Genomic DNA, 26,977 nt, shown 5'->3' on the forward strand with positions numbered 1-26,977 from the left:
TTTTCGAACCTGAGGTCTGTGTGCAACGCTCAAGCCTGGCTGCGCCAGTCGTACCCGAAGGGTTTAATCCCTGGCCCAGTATTGCCGGCTCCAGGGCGGAAGGGAAGCTTCGCCTGCCGAAGAGACGGTGGGACATGGTGGGGAGGCGATAGAGGAAGAGGAGGGACGGGAAAGCTGTGACGGATTGAGAGGGTTGGAGAGAGGCTCCGGCCGGTCCGTCATGGAGAAACCGACATGGCCCAGGCCATTCAGAAAATCACCCTTAGTACAGCCCGCGACATACCCTTCAACAAGCTTACGTTGAGCCAAGAGAACGTCCGAAAGATCAAAGCAGGCGTGTCGATCGAGGATCTCGCCGAAGACATCGCCCACCGCGGTCTGCTGACCAGCCTCAACGTCCGTCCCGAACTCGACGGCGACGGTAACGAGACCGGCGTCTACCGCATCCCGGCTGGCGGACGCCGTTATCGCGCCCTCGAGCGCCTCGTCGCGCAGAAGCGGTTGGCCAAGACCGCCGGTGTTCCCTGCATCGTCAGCAAGGGCGAAACCCTGGAAGTCGAGGACTCGCTCGCCGAAAACGTACAGCGCGTCAGTCTGCACCCGCTCGATCAGTTCCGCGCTTTCCAGACCTTGCGCGAGCAGGGGCTTGGCGAAGAGGAGATCGCGGCGCGCTTCTTCGTCCCGGTCGTAACCGTCAAGCAGCGCTTGCGGCTGGCGTCCGTCTCACCGCGGCTTCTCGATCTTTATGCCGAGGACGAGATGACGCTTGAACAGATCATGGCGTTCTCGATCACCAACGACCACGTTCGCCAGGAGCAGGTCTGGGATACGGTCTCCCGTTCGCATAGTCGCGAGCCCTATTACATCCGCCGGCTGCTGACCGAAACCGCAATCCGTGCCAGCGACCGCCGCGCCGTCTATGTCGGCATCGAAGCCTACGAGGCCGCAGGCGGTGTGACGATGCGCGATCTGTTCGAGCAGGACCAGGGCGGATGGCTGCAGGATCCGGCGCTGCTTGAGCAGCTCGTGATGGAAAAGCTCAAGGCTGACGCCGCGGCGATCCAGGTGAGCGAAGGCTGGAAGTGGGTCGAAGCCGCGTTCGATTTCCCCTACGGCCACACATCCGGCCTGCGCCGCTTCTACGGCGAGCTGGCCGAAATGACTAAAGATGAACTGGCACGCTATGATGCCACCCGCGCCGAATACGACAAGCTCGACGCAGAGTATTCGGAGGCAGACGAGTACTCGGAAGCGACCGAACAGAAGTTGGAGGAACTCGGCATCGAGCTCGACCGGCTCAACGACCGCCCGTATGTTTTCGATCCGCAGGAGGTCGCCCGCGGCGGTGTCTTCGTGTCGCTCGGCGCCAGCGGCGAGCTCAAGATCGAGCGAGGCTTCGTGCGGGCCGAGGATGAACCGAAGGATGAGACGGATCTGACGGATGATATCGGTGACGATCATGACGCTCATGACAGTGCTCCCCCGGTAACCGGCGCCGCCGGCGGGGAAGGCACCCAACCGGACGATGAGGACGAAGCGATCAAGCCACTTCCCGATCGCCTGGTTCTCGATCTCACGGCAGCTCGGACGATCGCTTTGCGCAACGCGCTGGCGAACAACCCCGTCATCACCTTTGTCGCCGTCCTGCATGCCTTTGTTCTAAAGACCTTCTACGTCTACGGTTCGGATTCATGCCTGGAGGTGACGCTGCAGAGCGCCCGCTTCAGCCAGACGCCCGGTCTCGGCGAAACGGTCTGGGCGAAGGAGATCGATCAAAGGCAGGAAGGCTGGGGCCAGGATTTGCCCAAGGATCCGAACGATCTCTGGGATTTCCTGATCAAGCTCGATGAGGTCAGCCGGCAGGCCCTGTTTGCGCATTGCGCCTCGCTTTCGGTCAACGCGGTGATCGAACCCTGGAACAAGCGGACGCGCGCCATCGCCCGTGCCGATCAGCTGGCCCGCTCGATCGGCTTCGACATGGTGGAAGCCGGTTGGACGCCGACCGCCGACAACTATCTCGGCCGCGTCACGAAGGCGCACATCCTGCAGGCGGTTCGTGAGGCAAAGGGGGACCAGGCAGCGGAGCTGATCGGCCATCTCAAGAAAGTCGACATGGCCCGCGAGGCCGAGCGGCTGATGACAGGCTGCGGCTGGTTGCCTGAACCCCTTCGCATGACGGTCGAGGAAGGCACCATCGAAAACGACGCTGTCGGAGATACCGTCGGGTCCGACGCGGCCGAGACCCTCTCTGAAGCCCAGGACCTACCGGCCTTCCTGCTCGAAGAGCCGGAAACATCGAGCGATAGCGCTGGCGATACCGAGAGTGAGATCGACGGCGAGCATCTCGCCGCCGCCGAATAGGTTCACGTGCATCACATCAGCTGACCCGGTCGCCGTTGCGGTCGGGTCTTCTTTCCCAACAGCCCGGCCATCGCGCCGGGCTTTTCCGTTTCAGGAGGCACCTATGCCTGACTTCACCATCGAAACCACCTATCACCTGCCGGTCTTCCGGCATCGCACCTATGAAGCTGACACGCTGGACGAGGCGTGCCGTGCTGCCATAGAAGATGACAGCTGGGATATCGCCGAGAAGGACGTCGATTCCTCGGGCGCAATTCATATCACGGGCATCTGGGACGGCGCACATGCGGCCTATGCGGGGCCGCCGCTCCAGATCCCTCCGCAGTTCGACGAACCTGTCCAGCGCCGGGCGCGTCATTTCGAGATCCTGCTCGGACTGTTGAAGATCCTTTTCGATGACGTCCGTGCTGCCCGGTCACCGTCGCTCGATTGGTTCGACCGATCTGCTTGGGCGATCGCCCGAGGAGAAGCCATTCTCGCCGGAGACGCGGATCCTGAAGAGCCGGTTAATCTGCCAAAGCCTTCCCACGTCCTGGTCACACTACAGGAAAATCGCGTGCGCGATGCAATCACCGCGGTGCTCGAAGTCGACCCGAACTTCAAGGGTTTGACACCCGAGGCCGTGACCGACGACGAGGTCCATGCTGCATGCCTCTCCGTCGCCACCACGATGGATTTTTCCGACATGGTCGGGAACGCCGAATTCCAGGCGGCGCTCTTGGCAATCCGGTCGGCGCACCGCCGGCTGGCTTCCGATTGATTCCTCTTCCCAGCATCCTTCTCAACCTCGCCCGGCCATCGCGCCGGGTTTCCGCTTTTAAGGAGACAGCTTATGACAACTCTCACCTCCAACAACCCGTCCGCCCGTTCCGCCTTCAAAGTCGATATCTCCCGCGGCGAGCGGATAGGCCGCGTTTCGTCGGAATGGTTTTCCCGTCCTGACGATGAACGCTTCCTGTCGCTGACCGAGCTCTACGATACCGTTCGATCCCGAGCGGAGCGTGCACACGCGCGAACGATCGAAAGCGCTGCGATCCGCGTCGAGGCAACGCGCGACAATGCGGAGCGGCTTGAGCTTGTTGTCCCAGGTGAGCGCCAAGCGATCGCACCGACCCACTGGAGCTACGGGCAGCTTTGCAGCCTGGTTGGCGCTCCCGCCACCTATATGCGGCAACTGCCCGCGCCGCTTGCTGCCATCAACTTGCAGCATGGCCTGCTCAACCATCGTGCCGAGCTCGTCAAGACGCTTGAGATGGATGACGGCCGGCTGGAACTGCGCGCAGTGACCGGACCGGAATACGGTCGGATCTGGGATCATGAACTGGTCTCGTCGGTCATGAAGATCGCCGGCAACGGCACCGGTGACACGATGTGGAAAGTGCCGGGCGTCCTGGATTGGGCGACGATGACCCACAATCCCTTCGTCGACATCACCAAGGACACGACCACCCTTTATGCCAGCGACCGCGACGTCTTCCTGTTCCTGGTCGACGACACCCATCCGATCGAAGCCGGACGCCTGCCGAACGGTGAGCCGGATCTCTACTTCCGCGGATTCTATGCCTGGAACTCGGAGGTTGGATCGAAGACGCTCGGCATCGCCTCCTTCTATCTGCGCGCGGTCTGCGCCAACCGCAATCTCTGGGGCACGGAGAATTTCGAGGAGATCACCATCCGCCATTCGAAGTTCGCCGCGCAGCGCTTCGCGCACGAGGCAGCGCCTGCGTTGATCAGTTTCGCCAATTCGTCGCCTGCGCCATTCATCGCCGGCATCAGGGCGGCGCGCGAGCGGATCGTCGCGCGCGAGGACGACGACCGCGAAACCTTCTTGCGCCGGCGCGGCTTCTCAAAGGGCGAGACCGGCAAGGTGATCGAGATGGTCCTGTCGGAGGAGGGACGGCCGCCGGAGTCGGTCTTCGATTTCGTGCAGGGCATCACCGCGCTGGCGCGCACCAAGACCAATCAGGACACGCGTCTCGAACTCGAAGGCAAAGCGAAGAAGCTGCTCGAGAGCGCTGCCTGACATGTTCATGCACCCCTGGCTCAGGCCCGGCCGCGTCTGCAAATCCCATCGTCGTCATCCCAGAGCCCGGTCAAGCGCCGGGCCTCATTTTGTCTGGAGCACCCAATGGCTATCCCCGATCATGCCCGCACAAACTTCGACACGCTGCTGCGCGCCGCAGCCGATGGCAATCTCGCTCTCATGGAATGCCTCGATGCCGTTACACGCGAGCCGCGTTACGTGCTCTGCGCTGTCGGCCGCACCAATGGCGAATACGTCTTTACGCCATTCGGCCATCTCGCCGACGGCAATCCTTACGACGCCTATCTGCCACCTAATCCTGACGATTCGACGGGCTTTATCGTAAGCGCGACGACCTAATCCTGACGATCGCCAGCAGTTCAAGCTGGCGATCCCAATCCCTCCCTGGCTGCCCGATTTCGTCCCTCCGACCTTCGGCAGGACGCTGGGATCCGCTGTTCTTTCCTCACTCTTGGAGCATCCTTCGATGAATATCATCTCGCATCCTCAGAACATTTCCACCACTCCACGATCTCACGTCGAAAGCAGCACTGAAGGCCTCATGGACGCTGCTGCCCAAGTCATGTTTCTTTTGGAACGGGGCAAAACTGTCGCCACCACAGACTTGCGGCAAATCATGAACAAGATTTTCGGCGGCAGCGACGCCGAGGGCGCCTGGCTCTGGAAGGAGGCCTATGAGGCGACTGAAATCGCCCAGGTGCTGTTCCTCCGCAAATTCCGCGCGATCGTATCCGGAATCCAGTCGCCCCAAGCGACGCTAGCAATGCTGACGAAAGTGGCAAACCTCATGCCGACCCATAAACGCCGATCCGAGGAGAGCCAGGCACGACAGCAATTCTCGACCCCGATCCCGCTTGCCTACGTCGTATCTCGTGCTGCCGGCATCATAGCCGCTGACGTGGTGCTCGAGCCGTCGGCTGGGACCGGCATGATGGCGATCTTTGCGGAGCCTGCAGGCGCTCGCTTGGCGCTCAACGAATATGCGGTGGTCCGGCACTCGCTGCTACAGCGGCTTTTCCCTGGCGTTCCGGTATCGCAGCACGATGCCGCGCATATCGACGATTACCTCGATCGTTCCATTCGACCGACCGTGGTGCTGATGAACCCGCCTTTCTCAGCCGGCGTTCACGTCGAAGGTCGCGTGGCTGATGCCGCCTGGCGGCATCTGGCCTCCGCATTCGCGCGCCTTGCTCCCGGTGGCCGACTTGTCGCGATCACCGGCGCGAGCCTCTCTCCCGACAATCCCGCATGGCGGGACGTTTTCGTGCGGCTGCAGGAGAAGGGTACGGTCCGGTTCACCGCAGCGATCGACGGGAGCATCTACGCGCGGCATGGAACGACGATGGAAACGCGCCTGATCGTGATCGACAAGATCCCGGCGGGCGATCCTTCGAAGCTGGTGACGTCGAAGCGTACCGCGCACGATCTCGGAACACTGCTCACCTGGATCACCGGCCTTCCGCCCCGCGCGTCCGCGGCGGCGTCGAACTCCATCGGTGCGCTCTCCAACGGTAGCCTGCGCGCGGACACGATGCGTCCAGCAGCGGTTGCCACCCCGACGCATCGCCCCGCGGTCGGAGGACAGGCGCAGCCTGCAGCAACGGTCCGTCCGATACCCGTCGATGACGAGATCATCGAACTCTCCTACGAACTGCGGGACGCTCGGCCGAAGGATGAGGCAAACGCTGCTGACGGTATCTATGAGACCTACCGGCTGCAGTCGATCCACGTTCCCGACGCAAAACCTCATCCTGACACGCTGGTCGAATCGGTTGCGATGGCCTCGGTCGCACCGCCGAAGCCGAGCTATCGCCCGCACCTGCCGAAGCGCATCGTCACCAACGGCGATCTCTCCGACGCCCAGCTCGAAAGCGTCATCTATGCCGGCGAAGCCCATTCACGTTACCTCGCTGGCCATTGGAGCGCCGATGCCTCCTTCGACAATCTCAAGGCTGTGGCGCCCGACGTTGAGCATGCCGATCGTTTTCGCCATGGGTGGTTTCTCGGCGACGGAACCGGGGCCGGCAAGGGCCGCCAGGCTGCCGGCATCATTCTCGACAACTGGCTGAAGGGCCGCCGTCGCCACGTCTGGATTTCCAAGTCAGACAAGCTGATCGAGGACGCGCAGCGCGACTGGAGCGCGTTGGGCCAAGAAAAGCTGCTGGTCACACCTCTGTCCCGTTTCCGGCAGGGCAAGCCGATCAAACTGGAGGAAGGCATCCTCTTCACCACCTTTGCGACGCTGCGCAGCGATGAGCGCGAGGGCAAGCGATCACGGGTTCAGCAGATCGTCGACTGGTTAGGTCAAGAGGCGGGGAGCGGCAAAGACGGGACTGGAAATGCAAAGAGCTTCGATGGTGTTGTCGTCTTTGACGAAGGCCACGCCATGGCCAATGCCGCCGGCGGCAAGACTGAGCGCGGCGACAAGGCGGCATCGCAACAGGGCAGGGCGGGACTTCGCCTGCAACGTGCCGTTCCGGACGCCCGCGTCGTCTACGTCTCGGCAACCGGCGCAACAGACGTTGAATCCCTTGCTTATGCCGAACGACTCGGTCTCTGGGGCAGCAGCGACTTTCCCTTCCCGAGCCGCTCCGAGTTCATCGCGGCTATCGAGGATGGCGGTGTTGCGGCGATGGAAGTGCTGGCCCGAGACTTGAAGGCGATGGGTCTCTACGCATCGCGGTCGCTCTCCTTCGAGGGCGTCGAATATGAGATCCTCGAGCACGAGCTCACCGAGGAACAGATCCGCATCTACGACGCCTATGCCGAGGCGTTCCAGGTCATCCACAACCATCTCGATGCTGCCATGGAGGCGTCCGGCATAACCGGCAAAACCGGGACGTTGAACAAGAATGCCAAGGCGGCCGCACGTTCGGCCTTCGAGAGCTCGAAGCAGCGCTTCTTCAATCATCTCCTCACCAGCATGAAGACGCCGGCATTGCTCGCGGTGACCGCCGGGGATTTGGAGGACGGCCATGCCGCCATCATCCAGATCGTCTCGACGGGAGCAGCGCTGACCGAGCGCCGGCTGGCACAGATCCCGACTGAGGAATGGGGCGATCTGCAGGTCGACGTGACGCCGCGGGAGTATGTCATCGACTACTTGATGCACTCCTTTCCGGTGCAGCTCTTCGAAGAATTTTCCGACGCTGAGGGCAATCTCAGCTCTCGGCCGGTCCATGACGCAGACGGCAACCCAGTCATCTGCCGGGAGGCCGAACGGCGTCGCGACGAGCTAGTCGAAACCTTGGGCAGCCTGCCGGCGATCCCGACCGCTCTCGACCAGATCGTCCAGCATTTCGGCACCAGCCAGGTCGCGGAGATCACCGGCCGCTCCCGCCGCATCATCCGCCGCGAGGACAGCACTTCCATCGCCCGTTATGCCGTGCAGAACCGGCCGGGCAGCGCCAACCTATATGAGGCCCGCGCCTTCATGGATGACGAGAAAGGCATTCTCGTCTTCAGCGACGCCGGCGGGACCGGCAGATCCTACCACGCGGATCTCGCCGCCAAAAATCAGCGCCTGCGTCTTCACAACCTTCTGGAAGCAGGCTGGCGCGCCGACGTGGCGATCCAGGGGCTTGGCCGCAGTCACCGGACCAATCAGAAACAGCCGCCGCGCTTCCGGATGATTGCTACCAACGTCAAGGCGGAGAGGCGGTTCTTGTCGACCATCGCCCGGCGTCTCGACACGCTTGGCGCCATCACCCGTGGCCAGCGTCAGACCGGCGGGCAGGGCATGTTTCGCAGCGAAGACAATCTCGAATCCCAATATGCCCGCGACGCGCTGCGGCAATTCTACGGACTGCTGCATGCTGGCAGGATCGAAGGCTGCTCGCTGGAAACGTTCGAAAGCATCACCGGCCTGTCGCTCACCTCGGAGGAGGGCGGATTGAAGGATGAGCTGCCACCCATCCAGACCTTCCTCAATCGCATGCTGGCGCTGACCATCACCATGCAGAACGTGCTGTTCGAGGCCTTCGAGCAGCTGCTCGCCGCCCGCATCGAGGGGGCGATTGCTGCCGGCATTTACGACAAGGGCCTGGAGACGATCACCGCAGACAGCATGACGGTCACCGACCGCCGGCTGATCTACACGCATCCGGTCACCGGCGCGCGGTCGCACCTCTTGACCATCGAGCGCAGGGATCGCAATGCGCCGATGCAGCTCAAGGATGTTCAGAGCCTTGTGAGGCAGGATCCGCGCGCGAAGCTGATGATCAACGGCAAGTCGGGCCGGGCAGCCGTGATGGTCCCGACCCGCTCCATCATGCTGGAAGACGGCTCCATTCAGCCGCGCGTCTCGCTAATCCGGCCGACGGATGAGCTCCGCTTCGAAGTCCGGCAGCTCGAAGAGACCAGCTGGCAGGAAATAGACGAGCAGGCTTTCGCAAATGCCTGGGATGCCGAGGTTGCCGCCGTGCCCGAATTCTCGACGTCCACGGTGCACATCGTCAGCGGATTGCTGCTGCCGATCTGGAAACTGCTGCCACAGGATTTCTGCCGGGTGCGGCGTCTGCAGACCGATGACGGCGAGCGGATCGTCGGCCGCGTCATTGCTCCGGATCGGCTCGCTGGCCTTTGCCGCAACTTCGGGATCGATCAGACGCAAGTGCTGAGCGGCGACCAAGCGTGGGCGGCGCTGGTCGACGGATCCTCGATTGTCGGTCTTGCCGGTGACATGACGCTCCGCCGCGTGCGTGTGATGAACGAGTACCGCGTCGAACTGACCGGCTTTACCGACGGCATGCGCGACTGGCTGCGGTCGATCGGCCTGTTCTCCGAGATGATCAATTGGAAGCTGCGCTTCTTCGTGCCGCTGACAGATGAGGGTGCGGAGATCCTGTCGAGCCTGATGCAGCGTCATCGCCTCATCGACATTGCGCGCCGGTCGTGACGGAGGTCTGCCATGCTTTCCGCTTCCGATCTGGCGGGCCGTCTCGCGCAAAACGCGGAGGCGGTCTGCCGCCACTATCTTTCCGCGGGCCGCCGGGCCGGTAATTACTGGCTCGTCGGCGATGTCGACAACAACAAGGGCCGGTCGCTCTACGTGCATCTGGTCGGTCCGCGCGCCGGCAGGTGGACGGATGCCGCGACCGGTCAGTTCGGTGACCTGCTCGATCTCCTCCGCGAGACCTGTGGCCTCGTGGACTTCCGTGACGTTGCCGAGGAGGCGCGTCATTTTCTCAGTCTGCCCCAACCCGAACCGGTGTCGGACGTCAGGGGCGACGTCGGTGATGCCTCTCCGGTCGAGCGGCCGGCGACGGAGCAGGCACGACGGCTGTTTCGAATGACGCAGCCGTTGGCGGGTACGCTCGCCGATATCTATCTGCGCGAGCGTGGCGTCTTGCGGGCGTCGACCCACGCGGCGCTGCGCTTCCATCCGTCATGCTACTATCGCAATTTCATGACTGGCCGGACGACGAGCTATCCGGCCCTGATCGCAGCCGTCACCGACGACGCCGGAGTGATCACCGGCGTGCACCGCACCTATTTGTCCCCGGGGCTCGACCCGAACGGAGTCGGCAAGGCCAAGCTGGACGATCCCCGCCGCGCGCTCGGCGGACTGCTCGGTAATGGCGTCCGTTTCCGCTTTCCGGTCAACGCGTCCGCGCCTGTCCTGGTGGCAGGTGAGGGCCTCGAAACCATGCTGTCCCTCTCACACGTGATGCCCGGCATGCCGATGGTTGCGGCCCTGACTGCTAATCACCTCGCGGCTTTCAACGTCCCGCCCGAATGCCGGCGCCTCTACATCGCCGCCGACGCGGATGCGGCCGGCCGGCATGGGATCGAGGGATTGAGCCGCAGGGCGCAGGAATGCGGGATCCTGCCGTTGGTGCTGTCGCCGGAACTCGGCGACTTCAACGAGGATCTGCGCTTGCTGGGTCCGGACCAGATGACCGCAAGTCTGCGGCTTCAACTCACTCCGGAAGATGCGGTGACCTTCCTGCCCCGATGAGCCTTGCCGGAAGGCGCAGGAGGGCGGGACGCAGGCGGCGTGGGCGAGAGGACGGTCCGTGGTGCCGGCTCCCCGTGTGGATACGCGCCCGCGGGCCTGCCGAGAGGCGACCCTTACCACGCGGGCCTCCGGGCCTTCAGCGGGTCGGTCGGGTTTCTTCCCCTGCCGGGCCATTTCCGCGCATCGGCTCCCCCGAAAACCGGTTCCCACTTTTCGGCCGATGCGATGGCCCGTCATTCCTCGCGGATCAAGAAACCCTTCCTCCGCCGCCCGGCGCTTCGCTGGGCCGCTGCGCTTCGCTTACGGTTCCGGCCTCGGCCCGCGTGACCGGGTTCGCCGTCAGGCCGCGAGAGGCGCGGCCCACGAAACGGAGACCACTATGGACCTGATCCTTCCCCCCGACGACGGCTTCGAGCCCCATCACGCGTCCTCTCCGACCGACCGCTTCATCTACGAGATGCAGGTCTTCGGCTATCGCCCCTTCCAGGACGAGCCCGACCCGCGGCCATTGCCGGAGGAACCGCAGGTCCAGTCATCGATCATCGCGATCTTCGAAGCCTTCGCCGAGATGCTCGGCGATACCCGGCTGGAGCCCGATCTCGAAGACCTGTTCTGGTCGATCCCCAATCTCTTCCATCGCGCCGGCGAGCGGATCCAGCGCGAACTCGACCGCAACGAGGAGGCACAGCTCACCGGCCAGCGCGAGCAGGACGGCTCGGAGGTGAAGAGTGTCGAACTTGAGCGCCTCATTGCCGAGGGCATCACGCTCTTGGAGCGCCGCAACGCATTCGAGTTCATGCGCGACTACGCGGCCGACTTGTTCGAGGCGCAGACCGGTTCGTCCTGGCGACCGCGCACCGGATCCAAGGTAAATCATGCGAACATGACGGCGGCGATGATCGACAGCCGTGACTTCCTCTCGGCCAGACGCCGCGCCGAGACCGAGGTGCTAATCCCGGCCGGCACCAAGATCGCTTTCGCCGGTGGCATGGACTATAACGATCATGAGCGGATCTGGGCCAAGCTCGATCAGGCGCATGCGAAGTATCCTGACATGGTATTGCTGCACGGTGGCGCGCCGAAGGGTGCAGAACGTATCGCCGCCTGCTGGGCTGAAGCCCGCCGGGTGACGCAGATCACCTTCAAGCCCAACTGGACGAAGCACGCCAAGGCAGCACCCTTCCGCCGCAATGACGAGATGCTGTCGGTCATGCCGGCCGGATTGATCGTCTTTCCCGGAAATGGCATCACAGGCAATCTCGCCGACAAGGCACGCCGGCTCGGCATTTCGGTCTGGCAGGCATCAGGAGACGGCGCGTGAGCGCCGTCTCCTCGGATACATGGAAAAGATGGAAAACATGGCAAAAATGGAGTATATGGAAAATCGTACTGGAGATCTTTGCGATGAAGCAATTCACGACAGGTGACTTGAATAAACAAATCGGCGATATCACCGACGCGGCGAGCCGCGAGCCGGTGATGCTCACCCGGCACAAGAAGCCGCGTTTCGTGCTGATGAGCTACGAGCACTATCAGCGCATGCGCACCGGCGGCGATACGCGCAGGGCCTATCATATCTCGGAGATGCCCGCCGAGCATGCAGAACTGTTCGACGAGGCGCTCGATAAGTTGGCGCGCGGCGAAGGCTACGACGATGAGCCGTGAATTCCACCCCGGCGAGGTCATCTCCTATCCGTACCTATGGGCCTGGCAGCAGCAGCGCGGGGAAACCGAGGGCCGTAAGCAGCGCCCCGTCTGCATCGTGATCGCCATCCGCAATGCCGCCGACGGAAACACGCACCTTGCCCTTCTCGCCATCACCACCCAACCGCCGCAGACGGGCCGGATCGCTCTGGAGATCCCGGAGATCGAGCGCAAGCGTGCGGGCTTAAGCGATCTGAAGCAGTGCTGGATCATGGTCGACGAATACAATTACGATATCGTCGAGCGCTCCTGGTACATTGAGCCCGGTCAGGACATCGTCGGCCGCTTCAGCAAGTCCTTCATGGTGAAGATCGCCAGACTGTTTGCCGAGGCGCGCGGCCGAACCGGCCGGGTCAACCGCCTCGACTAAAACTTGCCGCCGCTTGATGCCGCATCTTCCCCTTCTTGTTCTCCACCTCCCTCGCGAACGCGTCTCCGCCATGGCGCATCTCTGGCGCTATCTGATTGATGCGGCCACGATTGGTTGGCCGGCCCATCGCGGGCGGTTCTCGATCGATCTCGATGTCGCATCGCTGCGCTCCAAGGCGACATCCCTCGAAGTCAGGTCGGTCACTCGGTTTTGCTCCCCAGAACTGCAGTTGGGTCAAGAGAGGCCGGGATTCGAGCGTCACGCCACCGCGGCCGCCTTTGACGATGAGGATGAGATCTGGCCTGGGCCGATCGCTCGCGACGGATCCGACTGATTGACGGCCAGCGTCCGTTGACCCGAACACAACCGACGTATGTCACGCGCGCGGCACTCCGCGCGGCAGCAAACGGCCGCCACGGTGAGGTGTCCCGCCGACGTCGCAATCAAGGACCATTCCCGTTCTTTATGTCGCCTTTCTAAGGGACCGGCCGCGATCAGCGTCAACCCCGCAAGGGGGTTTCCCTTCGCTACGCTGCGGTGACGCCTGCGGCGCGGCCCCTTCTTCGGGCGCCATCGGGAATGGTCCCGATGCAACGAAGGAGACAGTCCCATGGCTACCACGATCGCAACCCTCACCGAAAAGACCGACGGCACTCTCGAAGGCGTCTTCGCCACCATCCGGGTCAACGCACCGATCGCCCTAATCCCGAACACCAACAAGGCGAGCGAAGAAGCCCCGGACTACCGCATCATCCACCGCAAGACCGGCTTCGAGATCGGCGCAGGCTGGAACCGCATCTCCCGCCAGACCGGCGAAGAATACATCTCCACGAAGCTCGAAGCGCCCGAGATCGGCGTGATCTTCGGCAACGTCGCCCCGGCGCCCGGCGGCGAGCCCGGCAAGAAGGTCATCCTCTGGAACAGCCCGGCCTGAACCGGTCCGCCGGCCCCGAATTGGGCCGGCCCCCCGTTCCAAAGGAGGCCGCCATGAGCCGCTACAGAATTACCGTCACCAGGACCGCATCCCGCCACTCCGACCCGGATGCCATTATCGGCTACGACCGCCCGCTTCAGACATTCTTCCTTCAGGCATTTCCGGATGCCGGTGGCGAGGATCTGGAACTCTGGCTTGGCACGGACTTCAAGGAGTTCGAAACACTGTCACAACTGCGGTCTGCAGCAATCGCACGCGGTTTCGACTTCATACCCCTGGCATCCGGCATCCTTCACAAGCTGCTGGACGACCATGCCCGCGAAGCGCATCACGCGGTCAGCGACACGATCATCCAGGATTTACTCAACGGCACATCCGCCCGCTGACGCAAACCCAAAGCGAAATAGCCCGGCGCAACGCCGGGCTAATTTTTTGCTTGGCCAACAAGATTACTTGTTCAGCGCAACCTTCAATGCCTTGGCCGGCGTAAAGGCCAGCTTTTTGGCCGCGGCGACCTTGATCGTCGCGCCGGTCGACGGGTTGCGAGCCTCACGTTCCGGCGTTTCCTTTATCTTGAACTTGCCGAAGCCGGGGAGGGAGGTCTCGTTGCCAGCCACTGCGGCTTCGGTGATGGACGCGATCACCGCTTCGACGATCGCCTTTCCCGGGGCCCTGGTGAGGCTGTGTTCGCCGGCGATCTTGTCGGCGATTTCGTTGGTTTTGGTCATCTTCTTCTCCGCACCAACGTTAATGCGAGAATCCCTGACAGGGATCAAAGCGCTGTCATCGACGCACCGCGTCAAGATCAACGATTTGCCCATTTTTCCACAACTACCAAGGACTTTGAGGCATCTCCGTGGGTCTGCATGGTGGATCCGCAAGCGGGCATCGAGCCCGCTTGCGGATCTCTGGTGCCATACCTGAGGAAATGTCTGCTCAGTCCGTCCGAGGGTGTCATGGGGGCATGACGGCCTCAAGGACGAGCGGTGCCCCCAATTTTGCCTCCGCTCCGGTTCCCTGCACTCCGACAAAATCGGCACCCCCACTCGCCGCCGCTGGCGGTCGCGTTCCGCGATCCCTGACCCCGCCACGCCCCATGACCGCGCGCGTCGTCTTTCACAAACGTCAAGGAGACGACGACGATGCTTCTGGAACAACACATTGAAGAGCTTCGCCTCGAACTGCGCGAAGCAATCGACCCCGTCGAGCGCCGCGAGATCGAAATCGAACTGGAGCTGGCTCGGGCAGAGCTGGCGGTGATCACCGCAGAGCAGGAGGGCACAATCGGCGCCGAGCCACCCTTCTGAGGGTGGCTTTCGCCATGTCGCCGGGCCTGACGCGCCGGATCGACCGGCGCTTCAGGCCCGAAGCATCGCTTCGCCATCCGCACGTGCCAGATCGGAAACGGCGAAGGCGGCCGGACACCCCCACTCCTGTTTCGATCCCATGCCAATCGACATGAGGATGCGTCCGCCCCACGGCACTCCCTTCGCTATCGATCACCCGATGCATCTTACCGTATATTCGGTTTCGGCCTGTATCCGCGCGACCGCCTCTTTCGCAAAAGCTGAAGGAAGAGCCTGACTGCCTCTTCCTCCCGCGTGAAACGATGCTCCCGCCTTTGGCCTCTTGCGCCGATACGGCCCCATCGACGGATGAGACAGGCCTCGCCGAACAGGTTGGGCTCGATCGACATGGCGTAGTAGCGGGCCATGTTTTTCGAAGCATCGATGCGTTCAACATAGAGCTGGTAGGATTGCGCAATCATGATACGGAGAATCGGGCAAGGCGGACTTGGCGTCCAACGACATATTTGAATCGGTCGGTCTCGATTGATTCATGCTGATGATGGGTTGTCGGCGGATGATCCGGGCGAGCCGCCTGCGGCGGACGGTGCTATTCGCCGTCGCTCACGGAGCCCGCAAACGGTCTCCGCCCATGCGGGTCACGCCCCTCTCGCGGCTGTCGCATCGGCGGCGGGAATTTTCCGCGACCATGGCCGATGATAGGCTGCATGGCCGGCTGGACGCCGGATACGGACACGGCGCCTGGCGGCGCCGTGGTCTATCTCTCTCTGACGTCCCATTGTGCACCCGCCGCTCCGGCGTCAAGGACTGCGCGGCCCCTCCAATTTTCAGTCGCCGTCCCTTCGGGCCATCGCCAGAAAATCGGCTCCTCCGCTTGCCGCCGCTGGCGGTCGCATTCCGCGATCCCTGACCCCTCGCGGCTACGGTGCGGGCTCCTTTCGTCAGAGACAGAAAGGAGACACTGATATGTCCAATGACTGGTACTACGTCCATCAGCTCGCAGTGCTTGCGGGCTTCAGGCTCATCGTCCTTGCAAATCGCATCGGTTGCGAGGATGAATTCTTGCGGGAACTGCATGACGAGCTCGCCGAGGGACTGGCATGCGCAATTGCGCGGCTGCGATCCATCCCGGCGCTGGAGCGCCAGCTCGCAAACGAGCCCGACGAGGAAGGCCTCGCCGCTTTCCAGCTTCACGGCGAAGAGGAATGCTTTGCGCGTTTCCGGATCACCTTGCTCGACGACCTCGAAATCGACTTCGACACCCACGAGTGCCGTGTGAACGGCGACGAATGGCTCTATGCGCTTTCGGCCGATTGCGACGGCATCGAGGTCAGCTATCCGAGCCTTGTCGCCCTCACCGACGCCGAGTTGGGCACGCTCGCCCCGATCGTCCGCGCCATCCGCAGCGAGGTGGGCATCGGTATCAGCATCGCACGCGTCGTCTACGATTGATACGCGGTGAGAGACGGACGTGTCCGTCTCTCACTTCTTCTGCTGGCATGATCGCTTACAGGCATCGAGCCTGCGCGCGGTCTTGAGGGGAGAGACTTGCCGCCTCTCCCCTCAATCTCCCCTCTCCCTGCGGTGCGGGTCGAGACCCGCCCGGCCTTTCGGGCCGCCGGCGGACGCTGCCGCGACTTCCCCAAACAAGACGGAGAGGACGAGTACCTTGCGCTGCGCCCTCATGCTTCGGGCATCCGCTCCAGGCGCGTGTCCTCTCCTGCGGTGCGCTCGCCGTCTCATCGTTCGCATGTCGTCGAGGCCGTTCCCTCCGGTCACGGTCCTCTCGACTGCTCACGACGACGGCTTGCTTCAGCATCTCTCACCAAATCTGTCCGGCCCACTGTGCTGTTCCTCCGGCGCGGATCACAGGCAATGAGCCCGTGATCGCTGTTGCTTTGTCTGGCGACTCGCAACAGCATCGGCGCCTCGGGCACGATGGGCCAGACAGATTTGGTGAGAGATGGCAGGATAGGCTAATGGTATACCATTAGCCGTTTTCGCCCGAGGGGCGATTGCCGAGACGGGTAATGCCCGAATCCGTCCCCGCTTATTCGCAAGTGGAGGGTCTGCCCGGACATGGACTTGGTCCTGGTAGAGGTCGTTCGGCGGCAGAAAGAGGCACCTCCTCACGGCGCCACCTTGAATCGCTGGGCGCTGAATCGGCGGACGGGCAATTCCCCCGTTTCGCCAATCGGTAGAAGAGAGATCCGGCGTTCTCGCGTTTCGGCGGTTGGGCTGGTCGGTGGATCAGCGAATAGGTTCGTCCGCGATTGTGCGGCTGGGATAATGGGCGAGGGGGTGCTTCGCCAACTCCGCGCATCGGCGAACCGGCGATCGCGTTTATTACTCATCGACGATTTCGGCGAATAGGCGGTTGAGCAGGTTGGCGTTTTGCGGATTGAGTGTATGAGCCGACAGGTGATTTCGCGAAACTGCGGTTCGGCGATTGCGCGGATGAGCGAACTTGAAAATGAACGTCGAGGCTGCTTTTAGCGCGGAGGCTCTTACCTACCATTTGCCAACGTAAGCGGCTAATTCATCGGGCATTCCGTTTGGAACCTATTTGAGAATTCCAGGAACGCTGCCACGTGAGCGCTGAGCTGACGCCGCGACGATAGAGCGCCCAGAGTGCAATCTCAGATCATCAGCAGGTACGGGTTTAAGACTCCGTTTGTGCGGCCGCGGTTGAGGCAAACGACCTTATGGCGAACCTCGGTATTCAACAGGAGTCTTTCAGATGGTATGCCGCCCGGTCAGAGGAGTCCCTGTCCGAGCGATGGAGATTGACGATCCGAGCGGCATCTTTGAGGCTTATCCCGTGCTTCTTGGCGAAGTAGTCGACGTCATATGGATCTGAAATCTTCTTGCGTGCGTCCTGCTCGATTTGTTGACGTCGCTGCATAGAATTCTCCTCGGAATCGATTGAGGGAAGGGTTCATGCAACGATGGCTGCTTCGTGGTTGTTTGACGATAGTGAATACTGTTCGGAAATCGTGTTGGAGGCAGTTCCTGGCTGGCTGTTGCAGCGAAGACTCTGCCGCGACAGCGGGAGGGGCCGCTTCGTCAGGTCCTGGCGCCTTCCTGTTGATGCGGGCGACCTGTGCTCAGTGCCGACCATCACGTTTGAGATGTGTCGGTAGTCGCATGGCGCGTCCGCCGAAATCTTGAGACGTCCGCCTCTGGTTGATAAAATATTATACTGTAGTATAAGTTTAGCAGGTCGCGCGAGGTAGGGTCAAGGAAGATCACCGCGCCACTGCGCGGCCTCTACGCTGTTAACAACCGGGTCTGCATCTGACACACAATCAATCCCTACTGACGAAGGAATGGTACAAAGTTCCGATATCCGTTGACTGCCCGGGCTGCGGCGCACAGACCCGGTCCGCCGGCATTATCGTCGGACCATCGAGCCTCGTCAATGATGCCAACGGCTCTGAGGTCGATGTTCTGAAGCGGCCATGGACACCGCTTGATGCCTTCGCATTCGTCGAGTCGCTCGGTGGTCGAACGAAGAATGTCGAGCAGTTCATCATCAACCGCTTTCACAGCGCGTTCGAAATCAGGAACGATCACTTGCTGTCGATCTGCGAGCACTGCCGGGATAATCTCTCACCCACCGCTACCCGGTCTGCCGCTATGAATGGCTTTGTCCGCCTGGGGCAAAAAGGTCTGCTGGTGAACGAACGGATGCTGCTCTTCGCATCGCGCGTCGTGTTGACGGAATTCCATGGCGGCACGTCAATCGAGGAAAGCGGCCTGCCGCATCCAGATTACGCGCTCATGCTGATTTGCGATGCGGAAAGCGCAGGCGGCGAAACCGGACTATCGAACTATGGCATAGCATCGCACGTGACGACTACGCGATCGTGGTCAAAGGCCACGATGGTCGCGAGATGTTGCGGGACACCTTCAACGATGACCTGAAGGATGTTGTGAGAACCATTTTCGATCTCGGACTGGTGCTCACCCAGCTTCACTTGGCTCAGGCACCGTCACCCTATTGCGGGCTTGCCCGTGACCTTTTTCTCGAAGCCCTCGAACATGCCGGTTATCGGCAGGCAAGCTAGAAAGCAACACTATGCGGACTTTCACGAAGCTCTTCGGATCTCTGGCAGCAATAACGGCGCTTGCAGGATGCGGTCACCAGGTTGAGCGGCCGCGGCCACAGCCGCCGGTACCGTTCGCGTATCTCAGCCTTGCAGCCTGCAAAGCCTATTCCAGCAACATCGTCGAGTGCCAACTTGAGTATGGCACCCAATTCGGGCGCGAGCGTCTTGGCCCCGTCCAGGAGAGGGGCCTGTCGATTTCAGGCGGAGGCGAACGCTACCAGATCGAGTCCTGCTATCCAGTGGCGAGGATAAAGAGGGAATTGCCCAATTTCGTGTGCCGAATCTATAGCTCCCAATCAGGAATTCATGCCGGTTCGGTGCTGATCAAAGGCGGCACAGCGGTGCGCCTGGCCCGCATATTGGGTGATCGTGAACAGACCCAATATCGTTGGACGCCGGATAAATGGTCGCGCCTACGCGATTGATTTTCCTTTGAGAAAGGTGTCTAGGCAGCGCTGCTGCCGTAGCAAGAATTATACCGGAGTGAAACTTTTAAGTTGATTTCCGTAACGGAATGCAGTTCAAAACATTATACCGCAGTATAATTTCGGACTGGTTCGGCCATGGATCGCATCCCATTTTCGCCCGTGAAGAGACCGCAAAAGGCATGGTCGCGAAGCGCGCTGTGGGTTGCTGGAATGTCGACCTTCCTGCTCACCGGTTTCGTTTCCGACCCTCGCGACAGCGATCTGCCCTTCTATTCGGGAACGCCTGCTCAGGCAGGTGGGCCTGGCGGTATCACGACTGAGAAGGCGGGGAGAGTGGCAGCCCGGTTGAACCCAATCGACGCGTCAAGTCTGGCCGTTGCAGCCAAGCAGCCGCCACAGCCGACAATCGATTGGGTCAGCTTCAGTCAGCGCTATGACGCGCCGAAAGATGGACATCTGATTGGACCCGGCGTTCTTTCCTTGGACACGGTTGAAGAGTTTGAAAACAGTCGCGCGGAATTGCCGGGAGAAACGGCTGATAGCGCGAATGCACGGCGCGAACGCACGGTGCATTCGCCGATCGACGTCTTTTCTTTTGAGCAGACGCCGTCCTCTCACATCGTCGATCCGCCGATCGGGTTGAAAGTCGACGGCGACCTGTCGTGGACACAGCCCCGGCCCGATCTACTTTCCGGCATTCCTGAAGAATATGCAAAACTCGTATTGGCGATCGCCGCCGCGGAAGAGGTTGACCCGAACTGGGTGCTCTCGATCATACGGGCCGAAAATGCTGCCTACGATCCACGCCTCGTCAGCCCTGCCGGTGCCGTCGGTTTGATGCAGGTGATGCCGCGGATCGGCGAGGCCTTCGGTGCCAATGATCTCACCGATCCCAAACAGAATATCCGCGCCGGTACGCGTTTCCTCCGTGTTCTCATCGACAAGTATCGCAATCCGGTGCTCGTCGCCTCGGCCTATAATGCCGGTGAGCCTCGTGTCGACCATCGCCATTCCTTGCCGCTGATCCAAGAGACCGCAGACTATGTGACCCGGGTTGTAGGCTTCTACACCGGCACGTCGGCATCTTCACCAGCTCCGCGTGGTGGCTCGTCGTCCGATCTGAAAGTCGCCTCGATAGGACGGACAGGACCTGCTGAGCGGGCAAAATCCCCGATGCTTGTTTTTTCTGTTGAAGATCCGCTCCCGCCACAAGGCCCCTCTCATCAGCAGGAGAGGCCGGCCGAAATCGGCAACCCCGTTAAAATCGTCAAGAAAGAGGTGCATTGATGAATGTAATTGCAATGGCAGTCCTTTATGGAAGCGCCGCCTGGCGTTCGAGGGCAAAGCGCAAGTGGGTCGGCAATGCCGCGATGGTGTTTGCGGCCAGCCTGATCCTGCTTGTCAGCCAGTTCGAGCCAGCGGCGGCGCAGAACCTGGACGCGCTGCAAAATGCCGCTGACCGGCTGGTGCAGTTCTTTACCGGCCCATTCGGCCGCTCGGTCGGAGCGATCGCCTTCATCGGCATGTTTCTGGCCGCAGCCTTCGGATACTGGTCCTGGGGAGCGCTGCTTCGGGTCGGGGGAAGCCTTGCCGGCATGTTCGCCGCCGCCGAGCTCGTCGACTTCCTCGCTGGCAGTGGGTCGTGATCATGGCGGCATTCAGCGGCAACACCGACGGCGGAGACGACTACATCGAGTGCCATCCGGTCATCCTCGCTCTGACACGGCCGCCGACGGTCATGGGGATTCCTTACACATACTTTCTGGCGGAATGCTTCATCTCGCTGATGGTGTTCATGATCCTAGGCTCGATCCTCTGGTTCCCGGTCTCCTTCGTGATCCTTCACAGCATTCTCTATGTGCTGACGGTGAAGCTCGACCTGTGGTTTTTCGAGATCGTCGGCCGGCTCAGTATGTGCGGCGTCAATCCTCTGGGTCGAAGGCTTGGCGGTGGCATCAGGACCTATGGAGCGTGATCGATGGGCACCATGGCGAGATCGTTGAAAGGCAGCTTGTCGAAAGGTTGGGAGATATTCGCCGACCGCAGCATATCGACACACGTCCCGTTCTATGTGCCGATCGAAAACGGCGTTATCCGACTGAAGAACGACTGCCTGGTCTCCACTGTGCAATTGACCGGCTTTTCGTTCGAGACCGCCGATATCGAGACGATCAACATGCTGCAACGGCAGCGCAACGCCGCCTTCCGTGCGATCTCGTCGATCGGCAATTTTGCCCTCTACACCCACGTCGTCCGGCGCAAGGTCGCGCCGTCGCTGCTGTCGGCTTTTGCCGATCCCTTCATGCGTCGTCTCGACGATGTCTATCAGTCGAGCATTTCCAGGAACGAGATGTTCGTCAACGACACCTATGTGTCCCTCGTTGTTCGGCCCTTGTTCAAAAAGGGATCGGCGCTGTCCCGTGTCATGGGCATCGGCGGCAACGTCGTGCGCAGGGAGCAGTTTCGTGCGATGCGCGACAAGCTTGTCGAAGCAACAAGGGCTCTGGAAAAATCGCTCGCCGCCTACGGCCCGAAAGTCTTGCGTGACGTGCGGCGCGCCGAGGTCGAGCTTGGCGACGGAAAGACGATCTACCGGACCATCTCCGACGACACGATGCTTGAGGGAGGCGCGCGAACAATCTGGTTCTCGGAGCAATGCGAGTTCTTCTACACACTGCTGAACGGCGGCCGCGTCCGGCCGATCCGTCTCGGCAATATACCGATCGACCAAATGCTGCCGGCGCGGCGGACGTCGATCGGCAACCGGATCATCCATCTCCAAGGCGAAACATCCGGCGATGATCGCTATGCCGCGATGGTATCGCTGAAGGAATATCCGCCCGAGACCGGCGCCGGCATGCTCGACTATATCCTCAAGCTGCCCTTCGAGATGGTGCTGACCCAGTCGATGTCGTTCATCGACGACATGGCTGCCCGTAGCCGCATCGAAAGGCTCGATCGGCAGATGTCGAAGGCCGACGAGGGCGGCTCCAGCGTTCAGGCCAATCTCGACATCGCGCGCGATGAGCTTGCACGCAAACGCGTTGCCTTTACCGAGCATCACCTCACCGTCATGCCGATTGCCAGGACGACGGCGCAGCTTGATGATGCTGTGGCGCTGATCGGGAATGAGCTCGGCGCGCTTGGCGCCTCCTATGTTCGCGAGGATCTAAATGCCGAGCCGGCCTATTGGGCACAGCTCCCCGGCAATCAGGCCTATATCGCTAGGCGCGCCCTTATCTCGACGCTGAACTGCGCCGGGCTCAGCAGTTTTCACGCCTATCCCTATGGCAAGCCAGATGGCAATCACTGGGGGCCGGCGATCACCATTTTCGAGACGACCTCCGGAACGCCATTCTTTTTCAATTTCCACCAGGGCGACGTCGGGCACACGACGGTGTTCGGACCGACTGGTTCTGGCAAGACCGTCATCATGGCTTTCCTGATCCTGCAGGCCTACCGCGTCAGTCCGCGACTGAAGACTATCGTCTTCGACAAGGATCGTGGTCTCGACATCATGGTTCGTGCGGCAGGCGGGCGATACATGACGCTCGAACCCGGCGAACCGTCGGGTTGGAATCCATTGCTTCTCGATGACACCGAGGAAAACCGGGTTTTCCTGTACGGGCTGTTGAGCTTCATGCTGAAGCCGTCGAAGGCAGGCGAGAGCCTGACGCCGCAGGAAGAAGCGATCATCCGCAGCGCGATCAAATCCGTCCTCAAGACGAAGGACAAGTCGTATCGTCGTCTATCCTCGCTCAGGGCACTGCTCGCCGGTAGCGAGAGGACCGAAGGCAGTCTGATCGCAAGGCTCGACAAATGGGTCGATCGCGGCCCCTATGCCTGGCTCTTCGACAATGCCGATGACAATCTGGATATTTCGAGGCCGATGATCGGCTTCGACATGACGTCGATCCTCGACGATCCGATGGTGCGCACCGCGGCCCTCCTCTACATGTTCCATCGGTTGGACGAGGTCTATGACGGGAAGGCGCCGATCATCAACTTGATGGACGAAGCCTGGAAGCTGCTCGACGATGACGAGTTCAAGCGCACCATGAAGGACTACTTCAAGACCATCCGGAAAAGGAACGGCCTTGTCATTTTCGGCACGCAGTCCGCCGACGACGTCGTGCAATCCAATGTCAGCCGCACGATCATCGAACAGACGTCGACCAACATCTTCTTTGCCAATCCGAAGGCCGACGAGCACTCCTACATGGAGCATTTCGGCCTCTCCAGGGCTGAATTCGAATGGGTCAAGAACGGCGACCCGAGCTCGCGTTTCATGCTGATCAAGCAGGCGAAGAGCAGCGTGATCGCGCGTGTCGACATGTCCCACATGCCGGAGTTCATCAAGGTCTTGTCCGGCCGCGAGGAGACCGTTCGCGAGGTCGAGATGCTGCTCGACGAATACGGAGACGATCCGAAGAACTGGCTGTCGAAATTCTGCGACTGGGAGAGGGGAGCGTCCGATGAACAACGCAAGGCTTCCTGAGTTGGCGACCGCCGGCGCGCTGGCGCTGGTCACTGTGATGACCCCGGTGGCCACCCGCGCCCAGGTTCCGGTGATCGACAATGCCCGCCAGAAGATCCAGCAGGCGACTTTGAACTGGTACCAGGGCTATCAGGCCGATACCCAGAAACTGAAAGGCGCCTCGGGCGGTACGACCGACAGCGTGGCGCCTGGCCAAGGCTCCGGCGCACCCGCCGATTGCTCGGCGGACGGCATGGGCGGCGACATCGCACCCGCTGCACCATCACAGCGGACGCCGAGCCAACAGGAAGTCGCCCGTATGGTCGAGGATGAGGCGATCCGCCAGGGCGTCGATCCCAATTTTGCGCTCGCTATTGCCGAACAGGAATCCCGTTTCCGGCAATCTGCGCGCTCGGCGGTCGGCGCCACCGGTGTCATGCAGCTGATGCCGGGAACCGCCGGACAGCTCGGCGTCAACCCTTATGACACGCGCGACAATATTCGCGGCGGCGTCAAATACATCAAGCAGCTCCAGGGAATGTTCGGCGATCGCTATGACCTGATCGCAGCCGGCTACAATGCAGGTCCTTATCGCCATTCGCTTCAGAACGGCCAGATCCCCAACATTCCCGAAACCCAGGATTACGTCAAAAAGGTCTCTGCCTACTATAGCCGCAACAAGGCGCAGAATGGCGACCGGACCCCACCAGCTGGCGACAACACCGAGCCCGAAAGCGCGAGCTACGGGAACGGTTGCGGCGAGCAGCTGAAAAAGGCTGTCGACCGCAATACGCAGGCGCAGGTCGAGCGCGGTTCGGTCTGGAATGAGCTGCTTGGGAAATCGATTGAAGCGAACCAACAATATCTGCAGCGCCTTCAGGCCGGGCTGCGATCGTCGTCGGCCAACCTACGCGGCTCCGGTGGCGGCAATTCCAAGGACCACGACGGCTCGCTGGTGATGGCGCAGATCCAGTGCCCATCGACGATCATCGACACCGGCAGCACCCGCTGCTTTGCGGTTCCCACAGGCGCCACGACTGAGCAGATCCAGCGGTGGCTTGATGGCCTGCAGGAACAGGCACGCGCCAGTGGCAACATCGCGACCTTTTCGGCGGTGCAGGATCCCGTATTGGGCCTGGTGACGGTCGTCGACGCCAGACCGACAGCAAACTGAATGGACAGGAGAGGTTAGGCACATGAAGACATTTGTCATCGCGGCAGCCCTTGGCATCGTCGCCGTCTCGCATGCTTACGCGCAGGTCCCCGTCAAGGATTCGGAAAACATTTCGCTCAGCGAGGCCATCAAGAAACTGTCGTCTGAGATCCAGCAGGACACCTCGGTGGTCAAGGACAACACGACGAAGACCTTGCAGGCGATCACCGGCGATCGCAGTCAGGATGCCAGCCAGTTTGCCAAACTTGCGACCGGCAATGGCTTCAGCATGGGGCAGGCGCCGGACTTCGGATCGATCCTGTCGGGAAACCAGGCCGTGTTCGGCGGCATCAGCGGTCAGTTTCAGAATACGGCCGCCAAACTGATCAACGGCCTCAACCTGGTGAAGATGGTGGTCGACACCGTCAAGGGTGGCGAGCTCTCAGGTGCCAACCAGGCCTATTCGCAAGGGGTCAATGCCTTGACGACGATGACCGCACTGACGGATGCGATGAACAGCGCCACGAAGGATCGGCAGAATTCGTTCATGCAGGCAACTGAGAAGATCGGCACGGTTCAGGATCTGAAGGGTGCGCTCGAACAAAACACCCAGATGGTGCTGCAGGGCAACCAGACCGCCAACGAAGCGGTCGGCTCGCTCAATAATCAGGTCATGTTGCTGAACCAGCAATATAAGGCGGCGCTCGCCACTTCGTCGCAGAACCTCAAGACCTTCGCACCACTTCCCGACAGCGTGATGCGGGACGGGGGCGTGCAGCAGCAGGGGGCTTCGGTTCGCGATCAGCTGAAGGCATTCGAGGAGCAGGAGCAGTGAGGCTGATGCTCATCCTAGCATTTGGTTGCGCGACACTCAGTGGCTGCGGCGGTAAATACGAACAGTTGGCGAAATGCTCGGCCGACGAAAACCCGGTGCCGGCACTTGGGTACGACACACAGTCGGAGCCAACGCCGCCGGAACAGGCGCTGGCGAGAGCCGTCACGGATGATTGCGGCCCGATGCGGCCTGTCAATTAGGATGCGACATGGATCCAGTCAGCTACGCGATCAATTTCTATGGCGACGCGCTCAGATATTTCGACAAGATCAATGAGGCCTCGCTTGAACGGGCCTGGGGCCTGTTTGCCCAACACAGCAATCTTGTCTCAGCCGTCCTGGCGATCTTCCTGATCCTCTACTTCCTTTGGGGCGCCCTCGGACTGTCGAGCGTATCCCTGCAGGACATGGCGGTTACGGCCTTTAAGATTGCGCTCGCCTATGCACTGATCATGTCCTGGGCCACTTTCTACGACAATATCGGCCAGTTCGTATTGTCGTCGCCACAGGATCTTGGCTCGGCTATTTCCTCGGCAATGGGCGGCCAGTCGGCCGGTTCCGATCTTGCCCAGCAAGTCGCCAGCATGGCACGCAAGGTCTACGATTTCGCCATGCAGCTCTTCAATTCCTACGAGTCGGGATGGCTGCCGAATGTCACTGGCGCCGTGGTCGTGTTCATCGTGCTGGTGTTCGGTCTACTGCCGATGCTGCTCATCCTCACCGGCGTGACCCTGTTTGCCAAGATGATCACCGCCGTCATGCTGGCGATCGGGCCGATCGCTATCCTCTGCTATTTCTTCGGCGTCACGCGGTTTGTCTTCGACGCCTGGGTGAGGGGCGTCGCCTATGGCATGTTCATGCTGCTCTTCACCTACATCATGGCCGGACTGTCTTTCGGTTTCCTGATCGGCATGATGGACACGATCAACGGCGACATGGCAACCAGGGAGAACGCGCTGGCGATCGTGCTCGCCATGGTGCTCTACCTGGCGCTGATCTCCTATTTCATTTTCCAGGTGCCGGATTTCGCCAGAACCTTTTCCTACGGCACCGCGATATCGGGTGTGCCGGGTGGGGGCGGTGTCGACACGGGTTACAGCGCCGCCCGCAGAGCACTTGCATCCAGCAATTCGAGGGCCGGGCAGGCGGGAGCCGTCGCGCTTGGCATGCTGACTGGTCCGAGAGGCGCCGTGACGGCGGCAGCACTTGCCGGCCGCGGCAGTGTGGTGGGCGTCGGCGCGCTCGGCAGGATGCTCACCAATCGCCGCCGCAACAGCGAGTGAACGAGACATCG

At 61.4% G+C, this 26,977-nt stretch carries 28 protein-coding genes; 25 read left to right on the forward strand and 3 right to left on the reverse strand.

What is annotated here, in order from left to right; genetic code table 11:
* Positions 1 to 234: 234 nt before the first annotated feature.
* The 12 genes from ACIPSK_RS27265 (at position 235) to ACIPSK_RS27320 (ending at position 13,758) form a co-directional block, all read left to right on the forward strand.
* Positions 235 to 2,361 (forward strand): ParB/RepB/Spo0J family partition protein, encoded by a 2,127-nt coding sequence (locus tag ACIPSK_RS27265; RefSeq protein ID WP_162118172.1) that lies wholly within the window; start codon positions 235 to 237, stop codon positions 2,359 to 2,361.
* A 103-nt stretch (positions 2,362 to 2,464) separates the two neighbouring features.
* The gene (locus ACIPSK_RS27270) at positions 2,465 to 3,121 is read left to right on the forward strand and encodes a hypothetical protein (RefSeq protein ID WP_170262570.1); all 657 of its coding nucleotides are present in this window, start codon (positions 2,465 to 2,467) and stop codon (positions 3,119 to 3,121) included.
* 72 nt (positions 3,122 to 3,193) lie between these two features.
* Positions 3,194 to 4,384 carry a DUF932 domain-containing protein gene (locus tag ACIPSK_RS27275; RefSeq protein WP_130808579.1) on the forward strand — a complete coding sequence of 397 codons (1,191 nt, stop codon included), beginning with the start codon at positions 3,194 to 3,196 and terminating at the stop codon, positions 4,382 to 4,384.
* 105 nt (positions 4,385 to 4,489) lie between these two features.
* Positions 4,490 to 4,744, forward strand: coding sequence for a DUF6117 family protein (locus ACIPSK_RS27280; protein ID WP_017969083.1), 255 nt, complete (start codon positions 4,490 to 4,492; stop codon positions 4,742 to 4,744).
* Between the two features lie 127 nt (positions 4,745 to 4,871).
* Positions 4,872 to 9,302, forward strand: a complete 4,431-nt coding sequence (locus ACIPSK_RS27285) for a strawberry notch-like NTP hydrolase domain-containing protein (protein ID WP_446533076.1) — start codon at positions 4,872 to 4,874, stop codon at positions 9,300 to 9,302.
* Between the two features lie 12 nt (positions 9,303 to 9,314).
* Positions 9,315 to 10,364: a DUF7146 domain-containing protein gene (locus ACIPSK_RS27290; protein ID WP_446533077.1), complete on the forward strand. Its 1,050-nt coding sequence runs from the start codon at positions 9,315 to 9,317 to the stop codon at positions 10,362 to 10,364.
* A gap of 379 nt (positions 10,365 to 10,743) precedes the next feature.
* Entirely contained in the window at positions 10,744 to 11,685 is a 942-nt protein-coding gene (locus ACIPSK_RS27295; RefSeq protein WP_130808581.1) for a DUF2493 domain-containing protein, read from the forward strand.
* Positions 11,686 to 11,768: 83 nt separating this feature from the next.
* On the forward strand, positions 11,769 to 12,029 hold the full coding sequence (locus tag ACIPSK_RS27300; protein WP_130808586.1) for a type II toxin-antitoxin system Phd/YefM family antitoxin: 261 nt from the start codon (positions 11,769 to 11,771) through the stop codon (positions 12,027 to 12,029).
* Positions 12,019 to 12,438 carry a hypothetical protein gene (locus ACIPSK_RS27305; protein WP_130808582.1) on the forward strand — a complete coding sequence of 140 codons (420 nt, stop codon included), beginning with the start codon at positions 12,019 to 12,021 and terminating at the stop codon, positions 12,436 to 12,438. The genes ACIPSK_RS27300 and ACIPSK_RS27305 overlap by 11 nt, the downstream gene beginning before the upstream one ends.
* 70 nt (positions 12,439 to 12,508) lie before the next feature.
* Entirely contained in the window at positions 12,509 to 12,772 is a 264-nt protein-coding gene (locus tag ACIPSK_RS27310) for a hypothetical protein (protein WP_017969089.1), read from the forward strand.
* Between the two features lie 276 nt (positions 12,773 to 13,048).
* Entirely contained in the window at positions 13,049 to 13,372 is a 324-nt protein-coding gene (locus ACIPSK_RS27315; RefSeq protein ID WP_017969090.1) for a DUF736 domain-containing protein, read from the forward strand.
* A gap of 53 nt (positions 13,373 to 13,425) precedes the next feature.
* Positions 13,426 to 13,758, forward strand: coding sequence for a hypothetical protein (locus ACIPSK_RS27320; protein ID WP_017969091.1), 333 nt, complete (start codon positions 13,426 to 13,428; stop codon positions 13,756 to 13,758).
* A gap of 63 nt (positions 13,759 to 13,821) precedes the next feature.
* Here ACIPSK_RS27320 and ACIPSK_RS27325 read toward each other — a convergent pair whose 3' ends face one another.
* Positions 13,822 to 14,100, reverse strand: coding sequence for an HU family DNA-binding protein (locus ACIPSK_RS27325; RefSeq protein ID WP_026154666.1), 279 nt, complete (start codon positions 14,098 to 14,100; stop codon positions 13,822 to 13,824).
* A gap of 414 nt (positions 14,101 to 14,514) precedes the next feature.
* Between ACIPSK_RS27325 and ACIPSK_RS27330 the strand changes: the two genes are divergently transcribed.
* Positions 14,515 to 14,679 (forward strand): hypothetical protein, encoded by a 165-nt coding sequence (locus ACIPSK_RS27330; protein WP_017969093.1) that lies wholly within the window; start codon positions 14,515 to 14,517, stop codon positions 14,677 to 14,679.
* 206 nt (positions 14,680 to 14,885) lie between these two features.
* Here ACIPSK_RS27330 and ACIPSK_RS27335 read toward each other — a convergent pair whose 3' ends face one another.
* A complete protein-coding gene (locus ACIPSK_RS27335) occupies positions 14,886 to 15,140 on the reverse strand; it encodes a WGR domain-containing protein (RefSeq protein ID WP_017969094.1) in 255 nt (84 codons plus the stop codon).
* Between the two features lie 505 nt (positions 15,141 to 15,645).
* Here ACIPSK_RS27335 and ACIPSK_RS27340 point away from each other — a divergent pair.
* A complete protein-coding gene (locus ACIPSK_RS27340) occupies positions 15,646 to 16,131 on the forward strand; it encodes a hypothetical protein (RefSeq protein WP_017969095.1) in 486 nt (161 codons plus the stop codon).
* Positions 16,132 to 17,401: 1,270 nt separating this feature from the next.
* Here ACIPSK_RS27340 and ACIPSK_RS27345 read toward each other — a convergent pair.
* Positions 17,402 to 17,584 carry a hypothetical protein gene (locus ACIPSK_RS27345; RefSeq protein WP_128461408.1) on the reverse strand — a complete coding sequence of 61 codons (183 nt, stop codon included), beginning with the start codon at positions 17,582 to 17,584 and terminating at the stop codon, positions 17,402 to 17,404.
* A 671-nt stretch (positions 17,585 to 18,255) separates the two neighbouring features.
* Between ACIPSK_RS27345 and ACIPSK_RS27350 the strand changes: the two genes are divergently transcribed.
* The 11 genes from ACIPSK_RS27350 to ACIPSK_RS27400 all read left to right on the forward strand — a co-directional run bounded on the left by ACIPSK_RS27350 (position 18,256) and on the right by ACIPSK_RS27400 (position 26,966).
* Positions 18,256 to 18,606 carry a hypothetical protein gene (locus ACIPSK_RS27350; RefSeq protein ID WP_245268481.1) on the forward strand — a complete coding sequence of 117 codons (351 nt, stop codon included), beginning with the start codon at positions 18,256 to 18,258 and terminating at the stop codon, positions 18,604 to 18,606.
* Positions 18,607 to 18,614: 8 nt separating this feature from the next.
* Positions 18,615 to 18,749, forward strand: a complete 135-nt coding sequence (locus tag ACIPSK_RS27355; RefSeq protein ID WP_280812348.1) for a hypothetical protein — start codon at positions 18,615 to 18,617, stop codon at positions 18,747 to 18,749.
* A gap of 11 nt (positions 18,750 to 18,760) precedes the next feature.
* The gene (locus tag ACIPSK_RS27360) at positions 18,761 to 19,216 is read left to right on the forward strand and encodes a hypothetical protein (protein ID WP_020486311.1); all 456 of its coding nucleotides are present in this window, start codon (positions 18,761 to 18,763) and stop codon (positions 19,214 to 19,216) included.
* A gap of 213 nt (positions 19,217 to 19,429) precedes the next feature.
* On the forward strand, positions 19,430 to 20,506 hold the full coding sequence (locus tag ACIPSK_RS27365) for a lytic transglycosylase domain-containing protein (protein ID WP_162118176.1): 1,077 nt from the start codon (positions 19,430 to 19,432) through the stop codon (positions 20,504 to 20,506).
* Positions 20,506 to 20,865 carry a TrbC/VirB2 family protein gene (locus ACIPSK_RS27370; RefSeq protein WP_017969101.1) on the forward strand — a complete coding sequence of 120 codons (360 nt, stop codon included), beginning with the start codon at positions 20,506 to 20,508 and terminating at the stop codon, positions 20,863 to 20,865. The genes ACIPSK_RS27365 and ACIPSK_RS27370 overlap by 1 nt, the downstream gene beginning before the upstream one ends.
* A gap of 2 nt (positions 20,866 to 20,867) precedes the next feature.
* Positions 20,868 to 21,194 carry a VirB3 family type IV secretion system protein gene (locus ACIPSK_RS27375; RefSeq protein ID WP_026154667.1) on the forward strand — a complete coding sequence of 109 codons (327 nt, stop codon included), beginning with the start codon at positions 20,868 to 20,870 and terminating at the stop codon, positions 21,192 to 21,194.
* 3 nt (positions 21,195 to 21,197) lie between these two features.
* A complete protein-coding gene (locus ACIPSK_RS27380) occupies positions 21,198 to 23,717 on the forward strand; it encodes a VirB4 family type IV secretion/conjugal transfer ATPase (protein ID WP_017969103.1) in 2,520 nt (839 codons plus the stop codon).
* Positions 23,695 to 24,870, forward strand: coding sequence for a lytic transglycosylase domain-containing protein (locus ACIPSK_RS27385; RefSeq protein WP_017969104.1), 1,176 nt, complete (start codon positions 23,695 to 23,697; stop codon positions 24,868 to 24,870). The genes ACIPSK_RS27380 and ACIPSK_RS27385 overlap by 23 nt, the downstream gene beginning before the upstream one ends.
* A gap of 22 nt (positions 24,871 to 24,892) precedes the next feature.
* A complete protein-coding gene (locus ACIPSK_RS27390; RefSeq protein WP_017969105.1) occupies positions 24,893 to 25,684 on the forward strand; it encodes a hypothetical protein in 792 nt (263 codons plus the stop codon).
* 5 nt (positions 25,685 to 25,689) lie between these two features.
* Entirely contained in the window at positions 25,690 to 25,884 is a 195-nt protein-coding gene (locus tag ACIPSK_RS27395) for a hypothetical protein (protein WP_168724893.1), read from the forward strand.
* 8 nt (positions 25,885 to 25,892) lie between these two features.
* On the forward strand, positions 25,893 to 26,966 hold the full coding sequence (locus ACIPSK_RS27400) for a type IV secretion system protein (protein WP_017969106.1): 1,074 nt from the start codon (positions 25,893 to 25,895) through the stop codon (positions 26,964 to 26,966).
* Positions 26,967 to 26,977 lie beyond the last annotated feature (11 nt).

The organism is Rhizobium sp. LARHSG275, from assembly GCF_052871115.1.

Bases quoted from the DNA above. Each gene is read 5' to 3' on its own strand.
- ACIPSK_RS27300 (WP_130808586.1), top strand. From the start codon at position 11,769: ATGAAGCAATTCACGACAGGTGACTTGAATAAACAAATCGGCGATATC.
- ACIPSK_RS27280 (WP_017969083.1), top strand. From the start codon at position 4,490: ATGGCTATCCCCGATCATGCCCGCACAAACTTCGACACGCTGCTGCGC.
- ACIPSK_RS27395 (WP_168724893.1), top strand. From the start codon at position 25,690: ATGCTCATCCTAGCATTTGGTTGCGCGACACTCAGTGGCTGCGGCGGT.
- ACIPSK_RS27370 (WP_017969101.1), top strand. From the start codon at position 20,506: ATGAATGTAATTGCAATGGCAGTCCTTTATGGAAGCGCCGCCTGGCGT.
- ACIPSK_RS27310 (WP_017969089.1), top strand. From the start codon at position 12,509: ATGGCGCATCTCTGGCGCTATCTGATTGATGCGGCCACGATTGGTTGG.
- ACIPSK_RS27365 (WP_162118176.1), top strand. From the start codon at position 19,430: ATGTCGACCTTCCTGCTCACCGGTTTCGTTTCCGACCCTCGCGACAGC.
- ACIPSK_RS27285 (WP_446533076.1), top strand. From the start codon at position 4,872: ATGAATATCATCTCGCATCCTCAGAACATTTCCACCACTCCACGATCT.
- ACIPSK_RS27335 (WP_017969094.1), bottom strand. From the start codon at position 15,140: ATGATTGCGCAATCCTACCAGCTCTATGTTGAACGCATCGATGCTTCG.
- ACIPSK_RS27385 (WP_017969104.1), top strand. From the start codon at position 23,695: ATGAACAACGCAAGGCTTCCTGAGTTGGCGACCGCCGGCGCGCTGGCG.
- ACIPSK_RS27265 (WP_162118172.1), top strand. From the start codon at position 235: ATGGCCCAGGCCATTCAGAAAATCACCCTTAGTACAGCCCGCGACATA.
- ACIPSK_RS27400 (WP_017969106.1), top strand. From the start codon at position 25,893: ATGGATCCAGTCAGCTACGCGATCAATTTCTATGGCGACGCGCTCAGA.
- ACIPSK_RS27275 (WP_130808579.1), top strand. From the start codon at position 3,194: ATGACAACTCTCACCTCCAACAACCCGTCCGCCCGTTCCGCCTTCAAA.
- ACIPSK_RS27290 (WP_446533077.1), top strand. From the start codon at position 9,315: ATGCTTTCCGCTTCCGATCTGGCGGGCCGTCTCGCGCAAAACGCGGAG.
- ACIPSK_RS27330 (WP_017969093.1), top strand. From the start codon at position 14,515: ATGCTTCTGGAACAACACATTGAAGAGCTTCGCCTCGAACTGCGCGAA.
- ACIPSK_RS27270 (WP_170262570.1), top strand. From the start codon at position 2,465: ATGCCTGACTTCACCATCGAAACCACCTATCACCTGCCGGTCTTCCGG.
- ACIPSK_RS27325 (WP_026154666.1), bottom strand. From the start codon at position 14,100: ATGACCAAAACCAACGAAATCGCCGACAAGATCGCCGGCGAACACAGC.
- ACIPSK_RS27315 (WP_017969090.1), top strand. From the start codon at position 13,049: ATGGCTACCACGATCGCAACCCTCACCGAAAAGACCGACGGCACTCTC.
- ACIPSK_RS27340 (WP_017969095.1), top strand. From the start codon at position 15,646: ATGTCCAATGACTGGTACTACGTCCATCAGCTCGCAGTGCTTGCGGGC.
- ACIPSK_RS27380 (WP_017969103.1), top strand. From the start codon at position 21,198: ATGGGCACCATGGCGAGATCGTTGAAAGGCAGCTTGTCGAAAGGTTGG.
- ACIPSK_RS27375 (WP_026154667.1), top strand. From the start codon at position 20,868: ATGGCGGCATTCAGCGGCAACACCGACGGCGGAGACGACTACATCGAG.
- ACIPSK_RS27345 (WP_128461408.1), bottom strand. From the start codon at position 17,584: ATGCAGCGACGTCAACAAATCGAGCAGGACGCACGCAAGAAGATTTCA.
- ACIPSK_RS27320 (WP_017969091.1), top strand. From the start codon at position 13,426: ATGAGCCGCTACAGAATTACCGTCACCAGGACCGCATCCCGCCACTCC.
- ACIPSK_RS27390 (WP_017969105.1), top strand. From the start codon at position 24,893: ATGAAGACATTTGTCATCGCGGCAGCCCTTGGCATCGTCGCCGTCTCG.
- ACIPSK_RS27305 (WP_130808582.1), top strand. From the start codon at position 12,019: ATGAGCCGTGAATTCCACCCCGGCGAGGTCATCTCCTATCCGTACCTA.
- ACIPSK_RS27360 (WP_020486311.1), top strand. From the start codon at position 18,761: ATGCGGACTTTCACGAAGCTCTTCGGATCTCTGGCAGCAATAACGGCG.
- ACIPSK_RS27295 (WP_130808581.1), top strand. From the start codon at position 10,744: ATGGACCTGATCCTTCCCCCCGACGACGGCTTCGAGCCCCATCACGCG.